This window comes from Paenibacillus sp. (assembly GCF_031177825.1).
Classification (GTDB): Bacteria; Bacillota; Bacilli; order Paenibacillales; family YIM-B00363; genus Paenibacillus_AE.
In genome coordinates this window covers 1-19,632 of sequence record NZ_JAPSKE010000031.1, presented here as the reverse complement: position 1 = coordinate 19,632, position 19,632 = coordinate 1, and the positions used below count along the sequence as shown (strand labels likewise).

At 59.0% G+C, this 19,632-nt stretch carries 19 protein-coding genes; 5 read left to right on the top strand and 14 right to left on the bottom strand.

The genetic code is table 11. From position 1 onward, the window contains the following. Window positions 1-5 precede the first annotated feature (5 nt). Together RIN49_RS24370 and RIN49_RS24365 are read right to left on the bottom strand one after the other, a co-directional pair. On the bottom strand, window positions 6-587 hold the full coding sequence (locus RIN49_RS24370) for a hypothetical protein (RefSeq protein WP_309122753.1): 582 nt from the start codon (window positions 585-587) through the stop codon (window positions 6-8). Further along, window positions 565-2,493 (bottom strand): DEAD/DEAH box helicase, encoded by a 1,929-nt coding sequence (locus RIN49_RS24365; protein ID WP_309122752.1) that lies wholly within the window; start codon window positions 2,491-2,493, stop codon window positions 565-567. The genes RIN49_RS24370 and RIN49_RS24365 overlap by 23 nt, the downstream gene beginning before the upstream one ends. 104 nt (window positions 2,494-2,597) lie before the next feature. Here RIN49_RS24365 and RIN49_RS24360 point away from each other — a divergent pair, with 104 nt between their 5' ends. Beyond that, window positions 2,598-2,870 carry a YusU family protein gene (locus RIN49_RS24360; protein WP_309122751.1) on the top strand — a complete coding sequence of 91 codons (273 nt, stop codon included), beginning with the start codon at window positions 2,598-2,600 and terminating at the stop codon, window positions 2,868-2,870. Here RIN49_RS24360 and RIN49_RS24355 read toward each other — a convergent pair. After that, window positions 2,857-3,648 (bottom strand): SDR family NAD(P)-dependent oxidoreductase, encoded by a 792-nt coding sequence (locus tag RIN49_RS24355; protein ID WP_309122750.1) that lies wholly within the window; start codon window positions 3,646-3,648, stop codon window positions 2,857-2,859. The two genes, RIN49_RS24360 and RIN49_RS24355, sit on opposite strands and share 14 nt — an antisense overlap. Window positions 3,649-3,700: 52 nt before the next feature. Next, complete coding sequence (locus tag RIN49_RS24350) at window positions 3,701-4,159, bottom strand: chemotaxis protein CheX (RefSeq protein WP_309122749.1); 459 nt, start codon at window positions 4,157-4,159, stop codon at window positions 3,701-3,703. Between the two features lie 106 nt (window positions 4,160-4,265). On the opposite strand from RIN49_RS24350, the gene RIN49_RS24345 reads away from it, so the two are divergent. Beyond that, window positions 4,266-5,201, top strand: a complete 936-nt coding sequence (locus RIN49_RS24345) for a zinc dependent phospholipase C family protein (protein ID WP_309122748.1) — start codon at window positions 4,266-4,268, stop codon at window positions 5,199-5,201. 10 nt (window positions 5,202-5,211) lie between these two features. Here the strand turns inward: RIN49_RS24345 and RIN49_RS24340 are convergent, their stop codons facing one another. Then, the gene (locus RIN49_RS24340; protein WP_309122747.1) at window positions 5,212-6,507 is read right to left on the bottom strand and encodes an MFS transporter; all 1,296 of its coding nucleotides are present in this window, start codon (window positions 6,505-6,507) and stop codon (window positions 5,212-5,214) included. Window positions 6,508-6,637: 130 nt separating this feature from the next. On the opposite strand from RIN49_RS24340, the gene RIN49_RS24335 reads away from it, so the two are divergent. Then, complete coding sequence (locus RIN49_RS24335) at window positions 6,638-7,540, top strand: LysR family transcriptional regulator (protein ID WP_309122746.1); 903 nt, start codon at window positions 6,638-6,640, stop codon at window positions 7,538-7,540. Between the two features lie 13 nt (window positions 7,541-7,553). Next, the gene (locus RIN49_RS24330; RefSeq protein ID WP_309122745.1) at window positions 7,554-8,360 is read left to right on the top strand and encodes a histidinol-phosphatase; all 807 of its coding nucleotides are present in this window, start codon (window positions 7,554-7,556) and stop codon (window positions 8,358-8,360) included. A 77-nt stretch (window positions 8,361-8,437) separates the two neighbouring features. On the opposite strand, the gene RIN49_RS28895 is transcribed toward RIN49_RS24330, so the two are convergent. The 7 genes from RIN49_RS28895 to RIN49_RS24295 all read right to left on the bottom strand — a co-directional run bounded on the left by RIN49_RS28895 (window position 8,438) and on the right by RIN49_RS24295 (window position 15,909). Beyond that, window positions 8,438-8,884: an IS66 family transposase gene (locus RIN49_RS28895; protein WP_375295283.1), complete on the bottom strand. Its 447-nt coding sequence runs from the start codon at window positions 8,882-8,884 to the stop codon at window positions 8,438-8,440. Between the two features lie 109 nt (window positions 8,885-8,993). After that, window positions 8,994-10,031, bottom strand: coding sequence for a transposase (locus tag RIN49_RS24320; protein ID WP_309122743.1), 1,038 nt, complete (start codon window positions 10,029-10,031; stop codon window positions 8,994-8,996). Between the two features lie 382 nt (window positions 10,032-10,413). Next, on the bottom strand, window positions 10,414-11,535 hold the full coding sequence (locus tag RIN49_RS24315; RefSeq protein ID WP_375295281.1) for an ABC transporter permease subunit: 1,122 nt from the start codon (window positions 11,533-11,535) through the stop codon (window positions 10,414-10,416). Between the two features lie 135 nt (window positions 11,536-11,670). After that, on the bottom strand, window positions 11,671-12,318 hold the full coding sequence (locus RIN49_RS24310) for a helix-turn-helix transcriptional regulator (protein WP_309122742.1): 648 nt from the start codon (window positions 12,316-12,318) through the stop codon (window positions 11,671-11,673). A 1-nt stretch (window position 12,319) separates the two neighbouring features. Next, window positions 12,320-13,369: a PQQ-dependent sugar dehydrogenase gene (locus RIN49_RS24305; RefSeq protein ID WP_309122741.1), complete on the bottom strand. Its 1,050-nt coding sequence runs from the start codon at window positions 13,367-13,369 to the stop codon at window positions 12,320-12,322. Between the two features lie 594 nt (window positions 13,370-13,963). Further along, on the bottom strand, window positions 13,964-14,806 hold the full coding sequence (locus tag RIN49_RS24300; RefSeq protein ID WP_309122740.1) for a sugar phosphate isomerase/epimerase family protein: 843 nt from the start codon (window positions 14,804-14,806) through the stop codon (window positions 13,964-13,966). 26 nt (window positions 14,807-14,832) lie between these two features. After that, the gene (locus RIN49_RS24295) at window positions 14,833-15,909 is read right to left on the bottom strand and encodes a Gfo/Idh/MocA family protein (protein ID WP_309122739.1); all 1,077 of its coding nucleotides are present in this window, start codon (window positions 15,907-15,909) and stop codon (window positions 14,833-14,835) included. Window positions 15,910-16,028: 119 nt separating this feature from the next. Between RIN49_RS24295 and RIN49_RS24290 the strand changes: the two genes are divergently transcribed. Continuing rightward, window positions 16,029-16,961, top strand: coding sequence for a helix-turn-helix domain-containing protein (locus RIN49_RS24290; RefSeq protein WP_309122738.1), 933 nt, complete (start codon window positions 16,029-16,031; stop codon window positions 16,959-16,961). Window positions 16,962-17,021: 60 nt separating this feature from the next. Here RIN49_RS24290 and RIN49_RS24285 read toward each other — a convergent pair whose 3' ends face one another. Further along, entirely contained in the window at window positions 17,022-18,323 is a 1,302-nt protein-coding gene (locus RIN49_RS24285; protein WP_309122737.1) for an MFS transporter, read from the bottom strand. Window positions 18,324-19,002: 679 nt separating this feature from the next. Next, the gene (locus RIN49_RS24280) at window positions 19,003-19,140 is read right to left on the bottom strand and encodes a hypothetical protein (RefSeq protein ID WP_309122736.1); all 138 of its coding nucleotides are present in this window, start codon (window positions 19,138-19,140) and stop codon (window positions 19,003-19,005) included. Window positions 19,141-19,632 lie beyond the last annotated feature (492 nt).

Below are 19,632 nucleotides of genomic sequence, written 5' to 3'. Positions count from 1 at the left end.
GTGTTTTAAAAGAAAGGATTCACCAACTTCAACTTGAGCCGGACCTCGCCTTCTTCGAACGAGACCGTCTCGATCTCGGCCGGGATGCGCGCGTCGAAGGCGAGCGGCACGCGAATGGTGCCGATCGCGAGCAGCGACGCTGGAAGCGGGATGTCCTTCAGCGCGGTCGAGACGTGCGTCGCCTTCACGTCGGGCTTCTCCCACTCGAGTCGGAAGCGGTGGGTGAGCGGCAGGCGGATGCTCCCGGCGATCGTCACGTCGGTACGTACGATCAGCGTGTCGCCGTCCAGCGCGACGTCGGCGCCGGTCATTTCCGCTTGTTCGCCGAGCCGCCGTTCTTCGTAAAGGTTCGCCTTCACGAGCGCGTTCAGCTCCGCCTCCGTAATCGCGGCGGACAGCGACTTCGAGGCGATCATGCCCCGAACTTTCTCGGCGAGATCCGGGCCGCCCTGCGACGACCAGTCGAGCGGGGGCTCCGTTGAGACGTACGCCGCCATTCCCCCGACGAGCAGCCCCGCAATGACGAGAAGCCACAGGAGCGGGGCGAAGGCGCGCCGCACGGGCTTAACCTTTTGGGGTACCGCCATCCGATTCGCCTCCGTTGCCCTCCCGCTTGTCCTTCAGCCAACGAGGGGCGCCTTTGTTTTTCTTGTCGCGCGCGCGTTCCTTGGCGACGGGAGCCGCCGCCGGCGCTTTGCCGGTCCTCGCGGCGGGCTTCGCGCCGCGATGGACGGGCCGTGCCGCGCCGATCGAAACGTTCTTGCCGTTGCGCTCGCCCGGTCGCGCCGCGCGATCCGTCGGCCGCGTGCCTGCGCGCTCGCCCGATCGCGCCGCGCGATCCGTCGGCCGCGTGTCTGCGCGCTCGCCCGGTCGCGCCGCGCGATCCGTCGGCCGCGTGCCTGCGCGCTCATCCGGACGCGCCGCGCGATCCGTCGGCCGCGTGCCTGCGCGCTCGCCCGGCCGTGCCGCGCGATCCGTCGGCCGCGTGCCTGCGCGCTCGCCCGGCCGTGCCGCGCGATCCGTCGGCCGCGTGTCTGCGCGCTCGCCCGGCCGTGCCGCGCGATCCGTCGGCCGCGTACCGCTGCGCTCGCCCGGTCGTACCGCGCGATCCGTCGGCCGCGCACCGCTTCGCTCTCCCGGCCGTGCCGCGCGATCCGTCGGCCGCGTGCCTGCGCGCTCGCCCTGCCGTGCCGCGCGATCCGTCGGCCGCGCGCCTGCGCGCTCGCCCGCACGCGACGCAGGCGCCGGCGCCGTCGGCGGAAAGTACGTCCGCCGCTCCTTCAGCTCGCCGCCCTGCAGCTTCTTCTCCTTGATCTCGATTCCCAGCTGTTCCGCGAACTTCGACGCGATGAACGTCCGGTTCGGCGTCAGCACGAGCACCGACTCGCCGCGGCGCCCCATCCGCCCCGTCCGTCCGGCGCGATGCAAGTAGCGCTCCGCGTCCAGCGGCGGATCGACGTGGATGACATGCGTCACGTCCGCCGCGTCCAGCCCGCGCGCCGCGACGTCCGTCGCGAGCAGCAGCTTCAGCTTGCCGCTGCGGAATCGGCGCATGACCGCCGTCCGCTCCTGCTTCGGCTGATCGCCGTAGATCGCCTCTACCTGCAGCCCGTGGTACTGCAGCTTCGCCTCCACCTCCGCGATCGATTCCGTCTGATTGACGAACAGCATCGCGGCCTTCGGCTGCAGCGTTCGAAGCAGCCGGCGCACCGTGTCGATCCGGTCGCGCTCTTCCGAGACGACGTACGAATGCGTCACCGTCGACGGCAGACGCTGCGAAGCTTCCTCGCCCTGCGGCTCCGCCTCGACCCACACCGCGTTCTTCGTCCACTTCGCGACGACGGCGGCGGCCGCTTCCGGCATCGTCGCCGAGCAGAACACCCGCTGCGCGGACGCCGGCACCGCGGCCAGAATGCGCTCCGCCTCGCCCCCGCTGCCCGCGGCGCCGAGCGCGAACGTCTGGTCCGCCTCGTCGAGCACGATGAGGCGCACTTCGCTCATCTTGAGCTTCTTAATGGTTAGAATCTCTTGAATGCGCCCCGGCGTACCGACGACGAGCTGCGGATGGGTTTTCAACTTGTCCAGCTGCCGCTGCAGCGAAGCGCCGCCGATCAGCGCGAGCGTCCGCAGCTTCGTCCCCTCGACGAGCTCCGACGCTTCCTTCGCGATCTGCATCGCGAGCTCCGCCGTCGGCGTCAAGACGACCGCCTGCAGCTTGTCGAGCGTCGGGTCGATCTTCTCGAGCGCCGGCAGCAGGAACGCCAGCGTCTTCCCGGTCCCCGTGCGGGAGCGAATGACGGCGTCGCTTCCCGCGAGCAGCGCCGGCACGCCGACCGCTTGAATCGGCGCCGCGTTCGCGATGCCCCGGCTCGCAAGCCGCTCGACCCAAGGCCCCTTCACCCCAAGCTCGGCGAACGACGCCGTCGCGGGTGCCGAATCGCGGGGCGCTTCCTTTTCATGATCCAAATCGGGTTCTACTTCGTTCTCGTTCATATACATCCTCCGGATTTCATATTGGTTCGATCGCTTTGACACCTTCAACTTATGTACGATAGACTGGACTCGAACTCGACTACCTCGCGCAAAGGAGAACCGCCATGAAGCTGCTCAACGATCCATCCCTGCGGCAATCGTTCGACGCTTTAATAGAAACCTACGCCGATCTGTTGATCGGCGACACGTCCCCGGACGCGGTGGAGAAGGTGAAGCTGTGGGCGCTCTACAGCCATATCCACAAGACGATGCCCGCGCTCGCGAACCACTGGAACGCGTCGCATCCCGAAGCCAAGCTCGCCGTTCGCGAGCTGTTCGAGGACGTCAAGGCGCTGAACGAGCGCAAACGCGCGCAGACGCCGCCTACTTCAACTTAAGAAAGCGCGCCGAGAACGCGTTCACGAGCCCGATCGGAAGCGCCTGGGACAATCGCGCCGCGGCGCCGAGCCAGCCGGGCACGTTCACTTCCGCCCGGCCCCGGTCGAGCCCGGCGAGCGTCTCTCGCGCGACCCGCTCCGGCGTCACCATCATCGACTTCACGCCGTTCACATAGCCGCCTTCCGGGTCCGCGAGGTCGAAGAACGCCGTGCGCACCGGTCCCGGGTTGACCGCCACGACGCGAATTCCGGTGCCGTGCAGCTCCTGGCGCAGCGCGTTCGTGAAGCCGAGCACCGCGTGCTTCGTCGCAGCATAGCCGGCCGACTTCGCGGTAGCGGTCTTCCCGGCGATCGACGCCACGTTGACGATCCATCCTTCGCGCCGCGACAGCATGCCGGGCAGCGCCGCCCGGGTGCATCGCACGGTTCCGAAATAATTGACGTTCATCATCGATTCGAACGAATCCGCCGGCGCGTCCGCAACCAGCTCGAACCGACCGAAGCCCGCGTTGTTCACGAGCAGGTCGACGCGGCCGAACCGAGCCTCGATCTCCTCGAACGCTCGGGCGACCGAGCGTTCGTCCGCGACGTCGAGCGCGATCGCCGTCGCCCGGCTTCCGAGCTTCCCGGCGAAGTCGTTCAGCTTGTCGACGGACCGCGCCGCCAGCACGACGTGCGCGCCCCGTTCGTGGAGCGCCTCGGCGACGGCCCCGCCGATGCCGCCGGACGCGCCGGTCACGACCGCGATCTTGCCGTCGTATTGCACAGTACCCATCATTATCTTTCCTCCCGAACAACAAAAAAAAGCGAGGAGCCCTCGCTTTGAATGATTACGCGATTAACAGCTGAATGTCAAGTTCGCCGATGCCTTCCATCGTGAGCGGGATCGACAGCACCTTGGTCGCCTCGATTCCCTGTCCGTCCGTCGAGCTGAGAATCTTCGGCGGCGTAATGTCGACGCGAACGCCTTGATTGTACAGCATCGTGCTCGCATTGCCGCTGATCATATTGCTCAGCTCCGAGATCGCGCTATGTCCCATCTCGCCGAGCTCGTCCAAGACGTAACCGCCCATCATCGCGGATACCATCTTCAGCGCGACCGACTCGTGCAAGCCGTAAATAATATCGCCGTTCATCTGTCCGGTCAGGCCGATATGAATCCACAGGTACTCATGGTGCTTCGTGATTTCCTTAATGCCGAACTCGCCGGCGGACGGCTTGACGCCGGCCACTTGTTCGATAACGATTCGCGCGGACTCCAAGAACGGGTGGACATATTCGTGGTTCATTCGCTTGCTACCTCCATGCGGATCAAGTTCGACCTTTCGAACTAGTTGCTATGTAATATGGTCTATTATAACCGACATTTTCCGACAAGTATAGGAGGGAATGCGCATGCCCAATGTATGGACGCATTCGATCTACGGGGAAATCCTTCTGGAGCGGTTGTCCCTGACGGGAATCCTCGAGGGGGATCCCGCGCTCGGCCCGCTGTTTCGGTTCGGCTGCCAAGGACCCGACCCGTTGTTTTACCATCGTTTCTTCCCCTGGACCAAAACGGAGTCCGCCCGCTCCGACGCGCTCGGCGGCCTGCTGCACAAGAGCCGCTGCGGCGCCTTCCTGCGCAACCTGCTGCAGGGCTGCGACGGCGCCGCCCCGAACGATCCGCGCGCCGTCTACGCGCTCGGCTGGCTGGCGCATCATGCGCTCGATCGGATCGCGCACCCGTTCGTCTTCGCCCGGCAGGGCGAGAAGAAGCGCGACCACCAGCGGCTCGAGACCGCGATCGATACGTACGTCGCGGAGCGGCTCCGCGGCGTCGACACGTCGCGGGCGCCCGTCCGGCCGACGCTCGACGCCGGCAAGACGCTTCCGGGCGGCGTCGCGAAGCTGGTCGAAGACGCCGTGCGCCGTACGTATCCCGAGTCCGATACGCCGTTCCTCGACGGCCTATGGCAGCGGAGCTACCGCGACATGCTGACGGCGTTCTCCTTGTTCCACGATCCGTCCGGCCTCAAGACGAAGCTGCTCGCCGGCGCGATCGAGCCGTTCGTGCCCGGTCGACGGGACGCCGCGCTCGACCCGATGAACGATCGCCGCGCGCTTTGGAGTCCGCCCGCGGACAAAATAAAGACGTCCCAGGAATCGTTCTGGGACGTCTGGGAGCGCGCGCTGGACGACGGCGAGCGCCTGCTCGGGGCGGCGGCCGCATGGCTCGCCGCAAGCCGCGCCGGCGGCGGCGGCGCGGCCGACGCCGGAGACGCGTGGCGTGCCTTCGAGGCGGCGCTCGGCGATCTCTCCTACGAGACGGGCTTAGCCTCCGACCGGTAAGGAAACCTTGTTATACCGATAGCGCCGGGTCGCGCGGCGGAACGTCGCCGCCGGCCCGGGCCGCTTCCCGCTCGCCCTTGTCGAGATCGACGAAAGCGAGCACGGCGATGCCGAGGACGAAGAAGGCGATCAACGCAAGAATGCCGAGGCGGCTGTTGCCGAGCATGTTGACGTACCCGAAGACGGCCGGCCCCATAATGCCGGCGAACTTATTCCATACGCTCATGAAGCCGAAATATTCGGCCTCGCGGCCGACCGGGATCAGACGCGTGAAGATCGAGCGCGCCAGCGCTTGGCTGCCGCCTTGCACGAAGCCGACCATGACGGCGAGCAGGTAGAAATGCGTCGCGTTCGTCATGAAATACCCGAGAATCGTAATGACGACATAGATGCAGAGCGACGCGTACAGCGAAGATTTCGCGCCGAACCGGCCGGCCAGCCTGCCGAACAGAATCGCGCACGGAAAACCGACGAATTGCGTAATAAGCAGCGCCGTGATCAGGTGCGACGTGCCGATGCCGATGGTTTCCCCATACACCGTCGCCATCCGGATGATCGTGCCGATGCCGTCGCTGAACAACCAGAACGCGATCAAATATTTCAGCAGCTCCGGATAGTTCTTTAAGCCTCGAAGCGTCGAGCCCAACCGGCGGAACGCCAAGCCGATCGATTGTCCGGCGCGGATCGCCGTCTCCGGCTTCGTCTCCGGCACGCGGCGGAAGAGCGGGATCGAGAAGACCAGCCACCAGATCGCCACGGACAGGAAGGCGAGTCGGGTCCCGCCGAGCGTATCCAGCCCGAACCACTCGGGCTTCTGCACCATCATCAGGTTGACCGCCAACAGCAATCCGCCTCCAAGATAGCCGTAAGCATACCCTTGCGCCGATACCCGATCGCGGTCCGCCGGCTTCGCGATGCCCGGCAGCAGCGCGTCGTAGAAGCTATTCGCGCCGCTGTTGCCGATGACGCCGAGCAGCGTCAAGACGACCGCGAACCATAGCTGCCCTTCCCCGACGAGCGCGTACAGCGCCGTCGACATGACGCCGAGCGCCATGAATATGCCGAGCAGCTTCTTTTTGGAACCGGATACGTCCGCCACCGCCCCGAGAATCGGGGACAGCAGCACTAATAGAAACATCGCGGCCGACTGCGTGTACGCCCAGTACGACGCCGCCGCGTCGCCGACTCCCGCGCCCGGCACGCTGACGAAGAAGATCGGCAGCACCGCCGCCACCATCGTCGTCGAATAGGCCGAGTTCGCCCAATCGTAGAGCACCCACGCCCTTACCGTTTTCTTCTGATCCATCGGCATCGTTTCTCCTTCGCGGCCTTTTGATAATGCTTACATTTTACTTGATGGGGACGCGCGGGGGTACCTTTTTCTTTGTTAATCTTTTGTAATATAATTGATGTTGGCTGAGAGGGGGGCGTTCCGCATGAACTTAAACCAACTGGAGACCCTGATTACGATATCCAAGACGATGAGCTTCCGGAAAGCCGGCGAGGTGCTGAATTTGACGCAGCCCGCCGTATCCGCGCAAATCAAGAGCCTCGAAGACGAATTCGGGACCGTGCTCGTCGACCGGAACCAGCCGGTGACGCTGACCGACGCGGGCGTGCTGTTCCTCGAGCAAGCCGAGAAAATTCTCGCCATCGTCGACGAGCTGAAGATGAGACTCAGCGACATCGACGCGACGCCGCAAGGCCATATTCGGCTCGGCACGACGACGTCGATCGCGATGCAGATCCTGCCGCGCATCTTCTCGTATTTCAACAACCAATACCCGCATATCCAGACCTCGATTCATACGATGCCGTCTTTGCAAATCATGACCAGCGTGGAAAACGGGACCGTCGACATCGGCATCGCCTACTTGGTCGAGAAGACGCCGAGCCTCGTCACTTCGACGCTGTATTACGACACGTTCGAGCTCGTCGTCTCGCCGGAGCATCCGCTGGCGGCTCATAAACATCTGCCGCTGTCGGCGCTCGCCGACGTGTCGTTCATTATGTTGTCGCCCGATACGATCGGCCGGCGGTTCGTCGACAGCGTCTTCGAGAAGCACGGCATCGTGCCGAAGGTCGTGATGGAGCTGTCGAGCAGCGAGGAAGTGAAGCGGATGGTCGAATTGAACATGGGCGCGACCGTCATTTCCAAGATGTCCATCGCCAGCGAGCTGCGGCTCGGAACGTTGAAGATGATTCAAGTCAACGAGCTGGAGATCGCCCACCCCGTCGGAGTCATCACGAAAACGGGGCGCTATCTGAATTCCGCGATGCGGCAATTTTTGAGCGACCTGAAAGGCATGCCGGAGACCCATTTCATCGGCTCGGAATAGGAGGAATCGCGTCATGATGTTCGACTTACATACGCATCACGAACGATGCGGCCACGCGGACGGCCCGATCGAACGATATATCGAAGCCGCGATCGAGAAGGGCGTCGCCGCGATCGGCATTTCGGATCATTCGCCGTATTTCGGCCACAAGGACGATCACCCGAACCCGGGAATCGCCATGGCGACGAGCGAATTCGCGAACTACGTGAACGAGGTGCTTCAGCTGAAGGCGAAGTACGCCGGGCGCATCGAAGTGCTGCTGGGCGTCGAATCGGACTTCTTCCCCGAACATGCGGAGAAATACCGCGGCATCTACGCCAAATATCCGTTCGATTACATTATCGGCTCCGTCCATCAGGTCGAAGGCGTCTCCATCTTCAACCGCAACCGGTGGAAGAAGCTGACCGAGAAGCAGAAGCAGCAAACCAAGGAGCGGTATTACGAGCTGATCGGCCATTCGGCGAAGAGCGGCATGTTCGACATCCTCGGACATATCGACGCGATGAAGGCGTATTACCCGGCGTTCTCGGACATTCAGACGGAGGCGGTCGACAAGACGCTGCAGCTGATCGGGGAATGCGACATCGCCATCGAGATCAACACTTCGGGGAAAATGAAAGACGTCGGCGGCTGGTACCCCGCCGACGACATGCTCGAGCGCGCTTTGTTCCATGGCGTGAAGGTGACGTTCGGCTCGGACGCGCACGTGCCCGAGCGGGTCGCCGACGATTGGGAGTTCGTCCGCGGACGGCTCAAGGAAATCGGCTTCCGCGAATGGTGCTACTTCCGCCGCCGCGAGCGCGTGTTGGTGGAGCTGTAGATCGACGCGGCATAGGAAGCGGCACAGGAAGCGGCACAGACATCGGATACGTTCCGGTGTCAGTGCCGCTTTTTTTTCTACGACTGACCAATTAACGCACAATACTTGGATTCAGCCTCTTGAAGGTACTTTTGTGGGTCGCGGCGGAAGCGGCGACGCTTTGTTGTTTCTTCCAAGCGATTGGACCACCGAATACGTTCTTCTCGGAACACATTGTAACTAACGCTTTGAAGTCGTTTAAGGACGTCCTTCTGACGGAGGGCATCATCGACGAAGACAACAAACTCCCCGGAACGAACGATGTATTCGTTCCAGCTTCTCAATCCTGTCATTCGCCGATGACGTGTTTTGGTCTTTCTAAAAAATCTTTCGTGGTCGTTGTTGGTACGGGGGACATGAGGGTGGTCGTAGCAAGTAAAGAGCCCTTTCCAAAAGCCTTTTGTGTAGCTCATGAAGTTTTTAACCATGAGTTGGTCGGCTTCTTCGGTGTACGTTTGCTCGAGCCAATTCAAAAGACAATTCATTTGTAGCTGTACGGACTCGCTGGATTGGTCGAGCGTTGGGTTTAAGATGTTTGCCACGTGATGCAAAGGTTGCGACCAGCGCTTTACCTCTTCATAGAGCCCGCGGAATTCACTCAGTTTGTTGAATATTCTGAATACGTTTTGGAGTAGCGAGGGCCCCTTTTTTATCCAGGCATGTTTGGAGAGATGCCTGAATGACTTCGGCAGTTTCGTAGATCCGAATGCCGGGCAAGTCTAATGGAGGGTTACCGTCTTCGAGGAGCACAGAGCGGACGGCTGCCAAGTAATCCTTCACAACTTCGGATTCTTCAGAAGTACTCTTGTCGAGTATTCTTTCGATCTCTCGAATACCGCGCAGGCTCTTCTTTATGCCTGTCTTGAGCTTGCGATCCAGATCGACGATGGGCTTGGCAATGTCCTTCAAGTAGTGATACTGGCAGTACTGATACGGAACGTCGGGAAGCAACTCCTCCATAGCCAACCGGATGGACTGCTGACCATCCGTAACAATTCCAATGATGGGAAAGCCAAGATCGATGATCGGTTGTATGAGTTCTTTAAGTTCGGCCGTTGAACTGCTCTTCACACTCTTCGCAACTAGAATAGTGCCGCTAAACACTTCCCGGACTACGTACAACGTCTCGTTTCCCTTCTCGGGTTGAACGCCGTCCATGGAGATCATGATTCCGCTGTTCGTTTCTACAACTTGCTTGAGTTCATCCTTCACGTGATCCGTGACGCTAGAACGCAGCAACGTTAGATACCGCTCATACAAGCGTTGGGAATTACGCTCGGATGTGGCAATCCCACGTTCCGTGAGTTCTTCAGTGATCTCGGCGATCGTCATGTGTTGCTTGAACCTGAGTTGACCTACTAGAGCAAGCACGTCGAAGCCGTATGAGGTATGTTTCATAGCAAGCAGATCCGCTTCCGCGGACTTGTAGTATGTGCTCCGATACTCGCAGTTCACATTGGAACAAACATAAGCCATGCTCCAAGCCTGTATGACCCCATGAAGAGTGGAGATGTTCTTTTTCCAAGCAGTATGACTTCTCTTTAACTTGGCACCGCAATGAAGGCAGTGCTCAAACTCAGGTCTGAAGTATATTTTATCCGTTGGTACGATACGATTCTTCGGTAGTGGCATAAAGAAACCTCCATCAAAGTGGGTAATGAATACTTCGACAGAGGCACATGGAAATCCTTGTTAGTTAATTGGTCGGTCGTAGTTTTTTTTGCGCGCCGTTCCCCCCGCCATCCGCCGCTTTAGCCTCAATTTCACCAACCTAAGGAGATGTAAGTACGACGGCCTATACGAAGGGGAGAACGACGAAACGTAAGAAAGCCGGGGAGAAGCACTCGCGAAAGAGGAACCCGGTCCCGACATGCCGCTCCCCACAAAAAAAAGTGGACCTGGCCGCCGAAGCGTCAGGTCCCAAGATATATTTCAAAAAGGGGGTCTTGCCATTTATAATACATGCCCAATATTAGAGCGCCGTAACGGCAATGTTACCGTTTGATGACAAATGTCAGTCGCCGAGTCCGCGAGGCCCGTTCCCCTGTTCATGTCCGAACTCGGGACCGCGTCCGTTGCTCGGGCCGTTCGGCGGCGCCGGCAGCGACCGCCGCGCCGCGAACAACGGCGCGCTGCGCAAGCCGCCGGCGTCGACCGCGATAAGCTCGAACGCGTATACTTTGTTCGCCGACAACCCCGTCACGCGATGCTCCAGCTCGCTTCCGGGGACGACCGCGACCGTCTGCCCATCCATCGACAGCTCGTAACGATCGACGCCCGCGGCATCGATCGCCGCCGGCCAATGCAGCGTCATCGCCATCGGCATGACGTCGGCAGCGGTCAGCGCCGCGCCCTCGGACCATGCCGGCGGGGTGCGGTCCGGCAGCACCTCGAGCGCGAACATGGCGACCGCAGAGCCGTACGTCGCCGTAATGACGGTCGCGCCCGGCGCCAGCGCCTTCACCGTCCCCGCGCCGTCGATGCTGGCCGCCTCGTACAAGCTCGGCTCGATGACCGTCAGCGCCGCCAGATAGATGATGGCGCTGAAGCCCGCTTCCTTCCAGATGCCGGAGCCGAGGAAGATCGAGATCCACGCCCATTCGCTGTACAGATAAGCGAACGGTTCGCCGCCGAACAGCCGATTCGTCAGCGCGTTGACGACGCCGCTCTGCGAGAAGAGCGTGATCACGATGCCGCCGACGACGACCCAGGAGAAGAAGTGCGGCAGGTAGACGAGCGTCTGGATCATGCGCTTGAACCAGGCCCGGCGCACCTCGTTCAGCAGAATCGCGAGCAGGATCGGGAACGGAAAGCCGACGAACACCGTAAAGACGCTGAGCATCAGCGTGTTCCGAATAATCTGTACCGACTGCGCCTGCGTGAACAGGTTGTTGAAGTTGTCCAGCCCCACCCATTGACTGCCCAGGATGCCCTCGTAGAAGGTATAGTTCTTGAAAGCGATGATCAGGCCGAACATGGGGGTGTACTTGAAAATCAGATAGAAAGCTACGACCGGCAAGAACATCGTCCAGAGCGGAATGTTTTGCCTGACGATTCGGTTCCGCCAGAACGGACGCCGGTTCGCGCCGGACTCGGGCTTCTTCGCTTCTGCAGCGATCGCGTGATTGGGTTGCAAGGTTCGTTCTCCTTTCGGCAGAAGTCGATGTGTGATCGACCTCACAGTACCCCTCTGCCGCCGGTTCCGGCAATATTCATCTTTCTTGTATACGGGAAAGGAAAACCGCCCCGCGGCGCAGGGCCATCGGGGCGGTTACGGTTTCTCTTCGGTTATTTTCGCGCCGGCGTCCTTGCGGTAATCGCCCGGCGTCACGCCTTCGACCTTCTTGAATACGCGGATGAACGACATCGGATACAGATATCCGATTTTCTCGGCGATCGATTGGATGGGCTCCGCCGTCTCCGTCAGCAGCCCCCTCGCTCGCTCCACCCGCACCTTCGCGAGATAATCGACGAACTTCGCCCCGAACTCCTCCTTGAAGATGCGGCTTAACGTCTTCTGGTTGACGCCGAAGGCGTCTCCGACGTGGGAGAGCGACAGGTCGGGGTTCGCGAAGTGCTCCCCGATATATTCGCGCACCTTCGCGGCTAGATGGTAGCTCTCACGGTCCATTCTCAGCTTCTGCAGCTCCCGGTCCGCGTCCCGGAGCACGTCGAACAACGCGTTCTTCGTTTGTATCGCCCACTCGGGCTCCTCCGGAACCGCCTGCAGCCTTCGGGCCCCTACGGAGGAACATACCTCCTGAAGATTGCCCTTAAGCTCCTGCATCTCCCGGTTCAGCTGCGACTTGAACAGACGGATCATGACGGTCACTTCTCCGCGGGTGTAGACGCCCGAATGAATCGTATCGAAAGCGTGGGAGAGCAGCGGCGCCCAGCTCCGGCGATTACTTACTGCCATTCTATCCTTTGTTCTTGTTCCGTTTATTTTCAACCTTTATCGGTTTTAAACGGAACAGTTTATCATTTCCGTCTGCATTGCCGGTAATTACATAAATGGATCGGTCGGGTCCCTCCACTACGTCTCTAATTCTCCCGAATGAAGTGAAAAACGACGAAATCAATTGGATGGAACGAGGGTTTTTCCCCTTAATACTAAATCTTAAAATTTGCCTTCCTCTCAAATTAGCCACCAATAGCTGTCCTTGCCATGGCCCTTTCGAAACAAAGGTCATTCCGGATGGAGCCCATGTTTGGTCTCCGCTATGAATCAAGGGAGGCTGGAAAGGCTCTCTGCGTTCATCCCCTTGAACAATCGGCCAGCCATAATTCGAACCGGCGAGAATCAGATTGATTTCATCATTAGCGACCGGACCGTGTTCCGAACTGTAAAGGTGATCTGTTCGCGGGGACCAGTCCAACCCTTGAGGGTTGCGGTGACCCAAGCTATAAACAGGCGAACCGGGAAAGGGATTGCTTTCCGGTATGGATCCGTCCAGTCCAATACGCAAAATTTTACCGGCCAAACTCGTAGGGTCTTGCGCGGCTGTCGGTACTCCGGCATCTCCAGTTGTAATATAGAGTAATTTGTCAGGCCCGATGTTCAATCGTCCGCCATTGTGGTTTGCGTTACCGGGAATGTTTGTGATTAAAACGGTATCGATCGTCGCCTTGTTATTTCTTTCAACCAAACGAACAACCTGGTTTTTGATCTCCAGTCCATCCTGATAACTATGATAGACATATATATAGTGATTTTTTTTAAATTTCGGATCTACAGCCAATCCTAATAGTCCGCCTTCGCCGATGTTAACGAAAGGCGCCGAAAATGTGAAAACAGGCTCCGCCAAAAGCCTTCCGTCTCGCACTAGCCGAATTCTTCCGGGACGTTCCGTGAAAAAAATCCGATCACCCGGTGCGAAATCAATAGCCCAAGGAGTCATAAGGCCGGCCGCCGCCTCTTTGATTTCATACGGTATGGCCTGCCGTGGCAAATCATTCGATCCATGCATATTTATATTTCACCTCCTCTATCATTCAATCACCATATTATATGTTTGAAATAAAATAATAGATTGGGGCATTTGATAGATTGGATAAATTTTCCATTAGTTCGGATGCAAAAAAACCACTCCTTAACAAGTTAGTGGGTGAATGAAAGCAAGTTTACGACGAACCTTTTAATAGGGTCAAACCCCTTGCGCTTACTTAACCAATGAGCAGCTATATAAATCAACATGTAAATCGGCAGGGAGTAATATATTTCCAATTTATTGGGTCGTAATAACCGATCCAAGCATAAAACGGTTCCGCCGCAAAGGAAACAATAAAACCCAAAAACAACGCTTTCCACAAATAATGTATATGAGGTTGAAACTGGATTAATAAAATTACAGATACAGGTACCAATGTAATGTCCCAAGGTATATACGAGGGAATTGCCGGTGTTAACTTTTACAGGATACCTCCATAGCCCAAATTACTTCATTTTTGCGTTTTCCCCATTTTTTCTCCGTGCCACTTAGATTGTTAGTACATTGGTCAGCCGTACAAAAAAACGCCCGCCATCGGTAAACCCCGAGGCGGGCTTGCAAGGTATGAAAGCTCTACCGAAGCCCCGCCGCGGCGAACGCCTTGTCGAAACCGGCCTTGGACCGCTCCAGCAGCGTCTCGACCGATTCGGTCGGCGGCGACTTCGTCAGCACCTCTTGCGTGACCGCGCCGGCGTAGCCGGTCGACGCCAACGCGCGCAGGAAGCCCGCGAGGTCGATGACCCCTTCGCCCGGCAGGACGCGGTCGTTGTCGAGCGCCTCCGACACCGGCACGTCGCGCGCGTCGTTCAGATGCACATGTACGATCTGATGCGGCTTCAGCTTCGCGATGTCGTCCGCCTTCATCTCGGTCGTGTACCAGTGATACGAATCCAGCAGCAAACCGACGTTCGGTTCCGCGATGGCGTCGGCGAGCTCCAGCGTCTCTTCTTGCGTCCAGATGAACGGATTCGCCCACTGCGTCCGAAGGTGATGCGGGCCGACGTACTCCAGCCCGAGCCGGATGCCGTAGGCGCCTAGCAGCTGCGCGCACAGACGAAGCCTGCGAACGGCTTGCGCCATGAAGCGGGCCGCAGGCAAATCCGTCGAGGGCAGGATGTACGTGCAGCATGTCGTGACGCCGACCGCCGCGGCGGCTTCGGCCGCGTCCCGCAGCTTCCCGAGACCGTTCCGGAACGCCTCGTCCGTCGTCCGCCATTCGACCGGCAAGCCGATCGAGCTCACCTCCACGCCGTGTTTCGCAAGCAGCTCTCGCGCTCCGTCGACGCCGTAGCGCGTCACGAAGCCGACTGGATCGTACAGATCGACCGTCTGGAAGCCGTAAGCGCCCGCCAGCTCGACGAAGCGCTCGTCCGAACCGATATCGCCGAGCCCGGCGCGCGTTAATCCGATTTTCATATTCAATGTCGACACCTCTTCTTTTCTTAGTAATTCCAGTTTAACTTGACTTCGTCCCCTGTGCGAGAAGATTCGTAGATCGCGTCCAGGATGAGGCTGTTCGCGAAGCCGGTCATCGCCGAACTGATCGGCTCCTTGCCTTCGCGCACGCACTCGAGGAAGTGGCGGCTGAGCCGCTGACGCGCGCCTTCGTCGCCCTCCGGCGTCCGCAGCTCCGTCTCGAGCGGGCGGTCGAACTTCTCCGTGAGCAGCTTACCGTGGGCCCCGCGATACGAAGCGCCGCCCTCGCTGCCCATCAGATGGATGAACGGCGCGCTGTCCGTATCCATGTGGACCGCCCAGCTCACTTCGAGCGTCAGGGACGAACCGTCCTCCATCTTGATCATCGCCGTGGCGAGATCCTCCACGTCGTACACGCCGTCCCAGTTCGGCTTGCCCCATGTCCCGATGCCCTTCTTCTTCGGGCCGAATTCCGCGTACGTCGAGCCGTAAACCGATACCGGCTTCGGATTGCCCATGAAGTACAGCGCCAGGTCCAGCATATGGACGCCGATATCGATGAGCGGTCCGCCGCCGGACTCGTTCATCCGCGTAAACCACGTGCCCCAGCCGGGAATGCCTTTCCGGCGGTACCAGCCCGTCTTCGCCGTATAGATGCGCCCGAGCTCGCCGCGAAGCGCCTGCTCCTTGATCTGCATCGGCACGGATTCCCAGCGCATCTGATGCGCGATCATCAGCGTCCGATCCGAAGCGGCGGCCGCTCGCATGATCGTCCGCGCCGCCTCGGCGTCGATCGCCATCGGCTTCTCCAGAAGCACATGCTTGCCGGCTTCGAGCGCTTGCACCGCCAGCGGGGCATGATATCGGTTCGGCACGCCGATCACGACCGCGTCAACGTCCTCGCTCGCGATCAGCGCCTCGGCCGATGCGGCGACCGTCCCGACGCCGTACTCCTTCGCCCGCGCTTCCGCGAGAGGCAAATCAGCGTCCGTCACCGCCGTAACTTCGCATGCGTCGGACAGCTTCGAGAACTCTTTCAAGTGAACGTTTCCAATATTGCCGGCGCCGATGACGCCGAGCCGCAGTTTGTTCGTGCCGTTCATGATTTTCATCCCCCGCGAATCGTTTTTTTGCTATGATCATGGTAACCGAGCCCGGACGAAAATACGTACCGCCCGTTTCGGCGAATGTCTCATTTTTTCGGAGTCGGAGGACCCTCGTCATGACGCACTATCCCGGTTACTTGAAGACGTATCCCAACATGCACGCGCCCTTCCCGTTTCATCTCGGGCTCCATCGGCTGACGAACGGGTTTCGCGCCCACCGGCACGACTTTCTCGAATTTTCGTTCGTCGTGGAAGGCAGCGGCTCGGAGACGATCGACGGCGTGAACCACCCGATGGTGCCGGGCACGTTCACCTTCATCCTGCCGTATCAGGTGCACGAGCTGTTCACGGACCCGGGAAGCACATTGGTGTTATATAACTGCAATTTCGGAATGGACTTGTTGTACGAGACCGGCATGAGCGGGGGCTTCGGCGAGCTGTTCGCCGGGTTGGACGACTTGCCTGCGTACGCAAGGCTTCAAGGCGATGCGATGGAGGAGATGCGGGGCCGCATCGAGGAGATGTACCGCGAGACGATGTCGACGGAACGGTGGCGCGACACGCTGCTGAAGGCGAAGCTTGTGGAGACGCTCGTCCGGTTCGACCGGTACCGCCATCAAGCCGAGGCGGCGCCAGGGACGGGCGGGGCCGCATCGCCCGTCCGGCCTCCCCGGAGCAAGAGCTCGGCGTGGGCCGCCATCCATTACATCCACAACAATTATCAAGAAGAGCTGTCGCTGACCGATCTCGCGAAGCGCTTCTCGTTCAGCGCCTCGCGCATGAGCGAGGTGATCAAGGAGGCGACCGGCCAGACTTTCGTCCGATTCGTGCACGACCTGCGTCTTCGCCAAGCGGCCAGCCTGCTCGTCTCCACCGACATGTCCGTCACGGACATCGTGCACGAGGTCGGCTTCGGTTCCTACAAGACGTTCATTCGGATGTTTAAGGAAGCGAAGGGCATCGCCCCGACCGATTATCGGAAGAACAAACGGGGCCGGCCGACGGCGGTCAGGGACGCATTTCCCCAAGGGAAGGAATCGCAGCTGTGAACGCCTTTTTACTTTCTACTCAGACACGGAACATCGATGCGTCGGAGGACGAGCCCCGCGTTACGCGCCGGGCGTACTCCGAGTTCCTGGAGGAGCATGCGAGCCTGCCGCATGGACGGACGGCTCGCCCCGGTTCTCCCGCTTGATGATCCACGCGAAGTTGAACTGCATGAGCGCGGCCCCGAGCACGACGGCCCCGATCCACGGGCTGTCCAGATCCGACGAAAGCGCGATCATGAGGAACAACGCGACGACGCGCCCGACGTTGATGAACGTCTCGCGGGCGACGATCGTCTCGACCCGCAGGTTGCCCTTCAGCGGCAGCTGGCCGACCAGGCGGTAATGGTACGCGGAGAAGGAGTTCACGAGCAGCGGAATGCAGCCGTAATACGACACCGCGAACGCGGCGACCGTCCACACATGAACGCCGAACGCCGTCAGCAGCGCCGCGCCGGCCGTGAAGGCGCAGGCGGCGATCAACGCGTAGCGCTTCGCGAGCTCGGGCTTCGCGTACCGCGAGAGCAGGTAGCTCGTCAGAATCGTCAGGCCGAGCAGCGCGACGCCCGCATAGCCGACCCAATCCTCGCGGCCCAGCGCGTCGAACAACAAAATGTTCGGCAGAAACAATAGCAGCCCTTGATATAAGCCGAGAATCATCCAGCCGAACAAGCTGTGCCGGAACGACGCGTCCTTGCGGAACACGAGCGGCAGCAGCCGTAAATAATACGATTTATGATGGCTGCCCTTCGCCTTCAATCGGAAGCTTCCGATCGTGGCGAGGACGAACGTGACGAACGCGATCGTAAAGACGATCATATACCCTTCCAACCCGTCGGCGAGCCCGATGATATAGCCGGCCGTCGCCGGACCGATCAACCCCGCGAGATTAAAGCAGATGGAGTTGAGGCCCAGATACCTTATCCGATTCTGGTCCGTGGACACGTCGTACATGAGCGTTAAGTACCCGAGCCAATAAAACGCGCCCGAGGCGCCGGCAAGCAACGCGAAGACATAATAATAGTCGACCACCCGGGGGCCGGCGAGAATGACGAGCAAATAAAACGACGCCGTCATCGCAATGCCGAGCCGATACGCGAACAGCCGATCCTTCGTCTTGGCGTATTTGCCGCCGATCGCGAAGACGATCGGGCCGACGGCGTACGACAGCAGCGCGTACAAGCCGTTGATCGCGAGACTCTCCGTCAGACGCCATAAGTACAAATTGAGAAACACGCCCGACATCGACGCTCCCAGTTGGAAGAAGCTGTGGATCGAGATCGTCGTGACGGCTTCCTTGGATAATCGTTTCTCGAGCGGAACGCCTCCGGAGAAGCGCTTCCATCGTACGCTCGGAAAGGCCATGAACGGTACACCTCGGTTCGGTGAGTTGTCCTGCTGCGCCCGAAGGCGAATTCATTATAGCAGAAACCGGAGCCCTGCGGGGGAAAAGAATCCCGGACTCAAGCGCATTTCGAACCCGTTATTGAAGATGCCATCGCGGAGTGGAATCCTCCCTTCCATACACCTGACCGGAGCGGCAACCGCTTCATGGACGGGAAAACCTCCTTCTTATTAGCGGGAAACGAACGAAAACGGTCGGATACGACGAAATAAGCGGGAGGATTCCCCGTTCGTTCGTACGAGCGGAGTTTCGGCCATAAGGGAATAATGATACCGGAAAATAAAGTATTAGACCGAAGGCATTGATCTAGCGCGGCTCCCTGAACTAAAATCCGGCAACTCTCGAAAAATAAGTATTAGACTGACCCTTATTGAAAGAAAAGCAGCAGCCATGGACTAGAAAATAAAGTCCTAGACTGCTGTTGTTGTTTTGTTGAACTCCCTCAGTACGATGCAGTTTACTTACGAATACTCGCTTATTCGCAGGATTTCACCCCTTCCAGAATTGCAGAAGGAACGTAAGACAACCCTCGTAGTAGACCAGGACAACATGAATTGCGTGAGGAAATAGAGGGGATAGCTGCAAGCCCCATATAATTCCATATACTGCACGCATTCTCCACGCCGCCCCTGGAGGTTTTCACTCCCATATCTCAACGGGTCTATGCCCTCTCATTCCTTCGTTACGCCTGTCCAAGGGGTCGATTCCGACGACAAGATGTTGAGGGGTAACTTTTTCAATGAGTTGATTTTGTTTTTCCTGGGCTTTAAACTTCATGATAGAGCGTCCTCCTGGATGATGGGATTTTAAGGGCTATGACCCGTTGCGTACTCCCATCGTACCGAGGCGCTTTTCTTTATGCAAAGCTGAAAATTAACGCTCTACAGGAATGCTAACGTTCTCTGTTAGCTCATTCAAAACCAGGTTTGGTGGAAAGTCAATTTCCCCCTGTAAAAGCCCATTTTCTTCAATTTCGCGACGAATTACTACATAGACATTTTTATAGTGTTCGGTTCCTCAATTTTAGAATTACATGATACACTTTTCCACCGGCATCATAAGCGAATAGGCTTAATCTCTCCTAGTATTAGGGTAATTAGCGTAGCTGACACCACCCGCAAATACATGGATAAAAAATGTAAGGGTGGTCATAGCCCCGTCAAGTAGACAGTAAGAAAAGAGTATATTAAGCGGCGATCGTTTCCCGGTATTCCACTGGGGAGCGGTCGCCGAGTTTTTTCTGGAAACGTTCGTAGTTGTAGTAAGCAA

Bases quoted from the DNA above. Each gene is read 5' to 3' on its own strand.
- RIN49_RS24370 (WP_309122753.1), bottom strand. From the start codon at position 587: ATGGCGGTACCCCAAAAGGTTAAGCCCGTGCGGCGCGCCTTCGCCCCG.
- RIN49_RS24365 (WP_309122752.1), bottom strand. From the start codon at position 2,493: ATGAACGAGAACGAAGTAGAACCCGATTTGGATCATGAAAAGGAAGCG.
- RIN49_RS24360 (WP_309122751.1), top strand. From the start codon at position 2,598: ATGAAGCTGCTCAACGATCCATCCCTGCGGCAATCGTTCGACGCTTTA.
- RIN49_RS24355 (WP_309122750.1), bottom strand. From the start codon at position 3,648: ATGATGGGTACTGTGCAATACGACGGCAAGATCGCGGTCGTGACCGGC.
- RIN49_RS24350 (WP_309122749.1), bottom strand. From the start codon at position 4,159: ATGAACCACGAATATGTCCACCCGTTCTTGGAGTCCGCGCGAATCGTT.
- RIN49_RS24345 (WP_309122748.1), top strand. From the start codon at position 4,266: ATGCCCAATGTATGGACGCATTCGATCTACGGGGAAATCCTTCTGGAG.
- RIN49_RS24340 (WP_309122747.1), bottom strand. From the start codon at position 6,507: ATGGATCAGAAGAAAACGGTAAGGGCGTGGGTGCTCTACGATTGGGCG.
- RIN49_RS24335 (WP_309122746.1), top strand. From the start codon at position 6,638: ATGAACTTAAACCAACTGGAGACCCTGATTACGATATCCAAGACGATG.
- RIN49_RS24330 (WP_309122745.1), top strand. From the start codon at position 7,554: ATGATGTTCGACTTACATACGCATCACGAACGATGCGGCCACGCGGAC.
- RIN49_RS28895 (WP_375295283.1), bottom strand. From the start codon at position 8,884: ATGAATTGTCTTTTGAATTGGCTCGAGCAAACGTACACCGAAGAAGCC.
- RIN49_RS24320 (WP_309122743.1), bottom strand. From the start codon at position 10,031: ATGCCACTACCGAAGAATCGTATCGTACCAACGGATAAAATATACTTC.
- RIN49_RS24310 (WP_309122742.1), bottom strand. From the start codon at position 12,318: ATGGCAGTAAGTAATCGCCGGAGCTGGGCGCCGCTGCTCTCCCACGCT.
- RIN49_RS24305 (WP_309122741.1), bottom strand. From the start codon at position 13,369: ATGCATGGATCGAATGATTTGCCACGGCAGGCCATACCGTATGAAATC.
- RIN49_RS24300 (WP_309122740.1), bottom strand. From the start codon at position 14,806: ATGAAAATCGGATTAACGCGCGCCGGGCTCGGCGATATCGGTTCGGAC.
- RIN49_RS24295 (WP_309122739.1), bottom strand. From the start codon at position 15,909: ATGAACGGCACGAACAAACTGCGGCTCGGCGTCATCGGCGCCGGCAAT.
- RIN49_RS24290 (WP_309122738.1), top strand. From the start codon at position 16,029: ATGACGCACTATCCCGGTTACTTGAAGACGTATCCCAACATGCACGCG.
- RIN49_RS24285 (WP_309122737.1), bottom strand. From the start codon at position 18,323: ATGGCCTTTCCGAGCGTACGATGGAAGCGCTTCTCCGGAGGCGTTCCG.
- RIN49_RS24280 (WP_309122736.1), bottom strand. From the start codon at position 19,140: ATGAAGTTTAAAGCCCAGGAAAAACAAAATCAACTCATTGAAAAAGTT.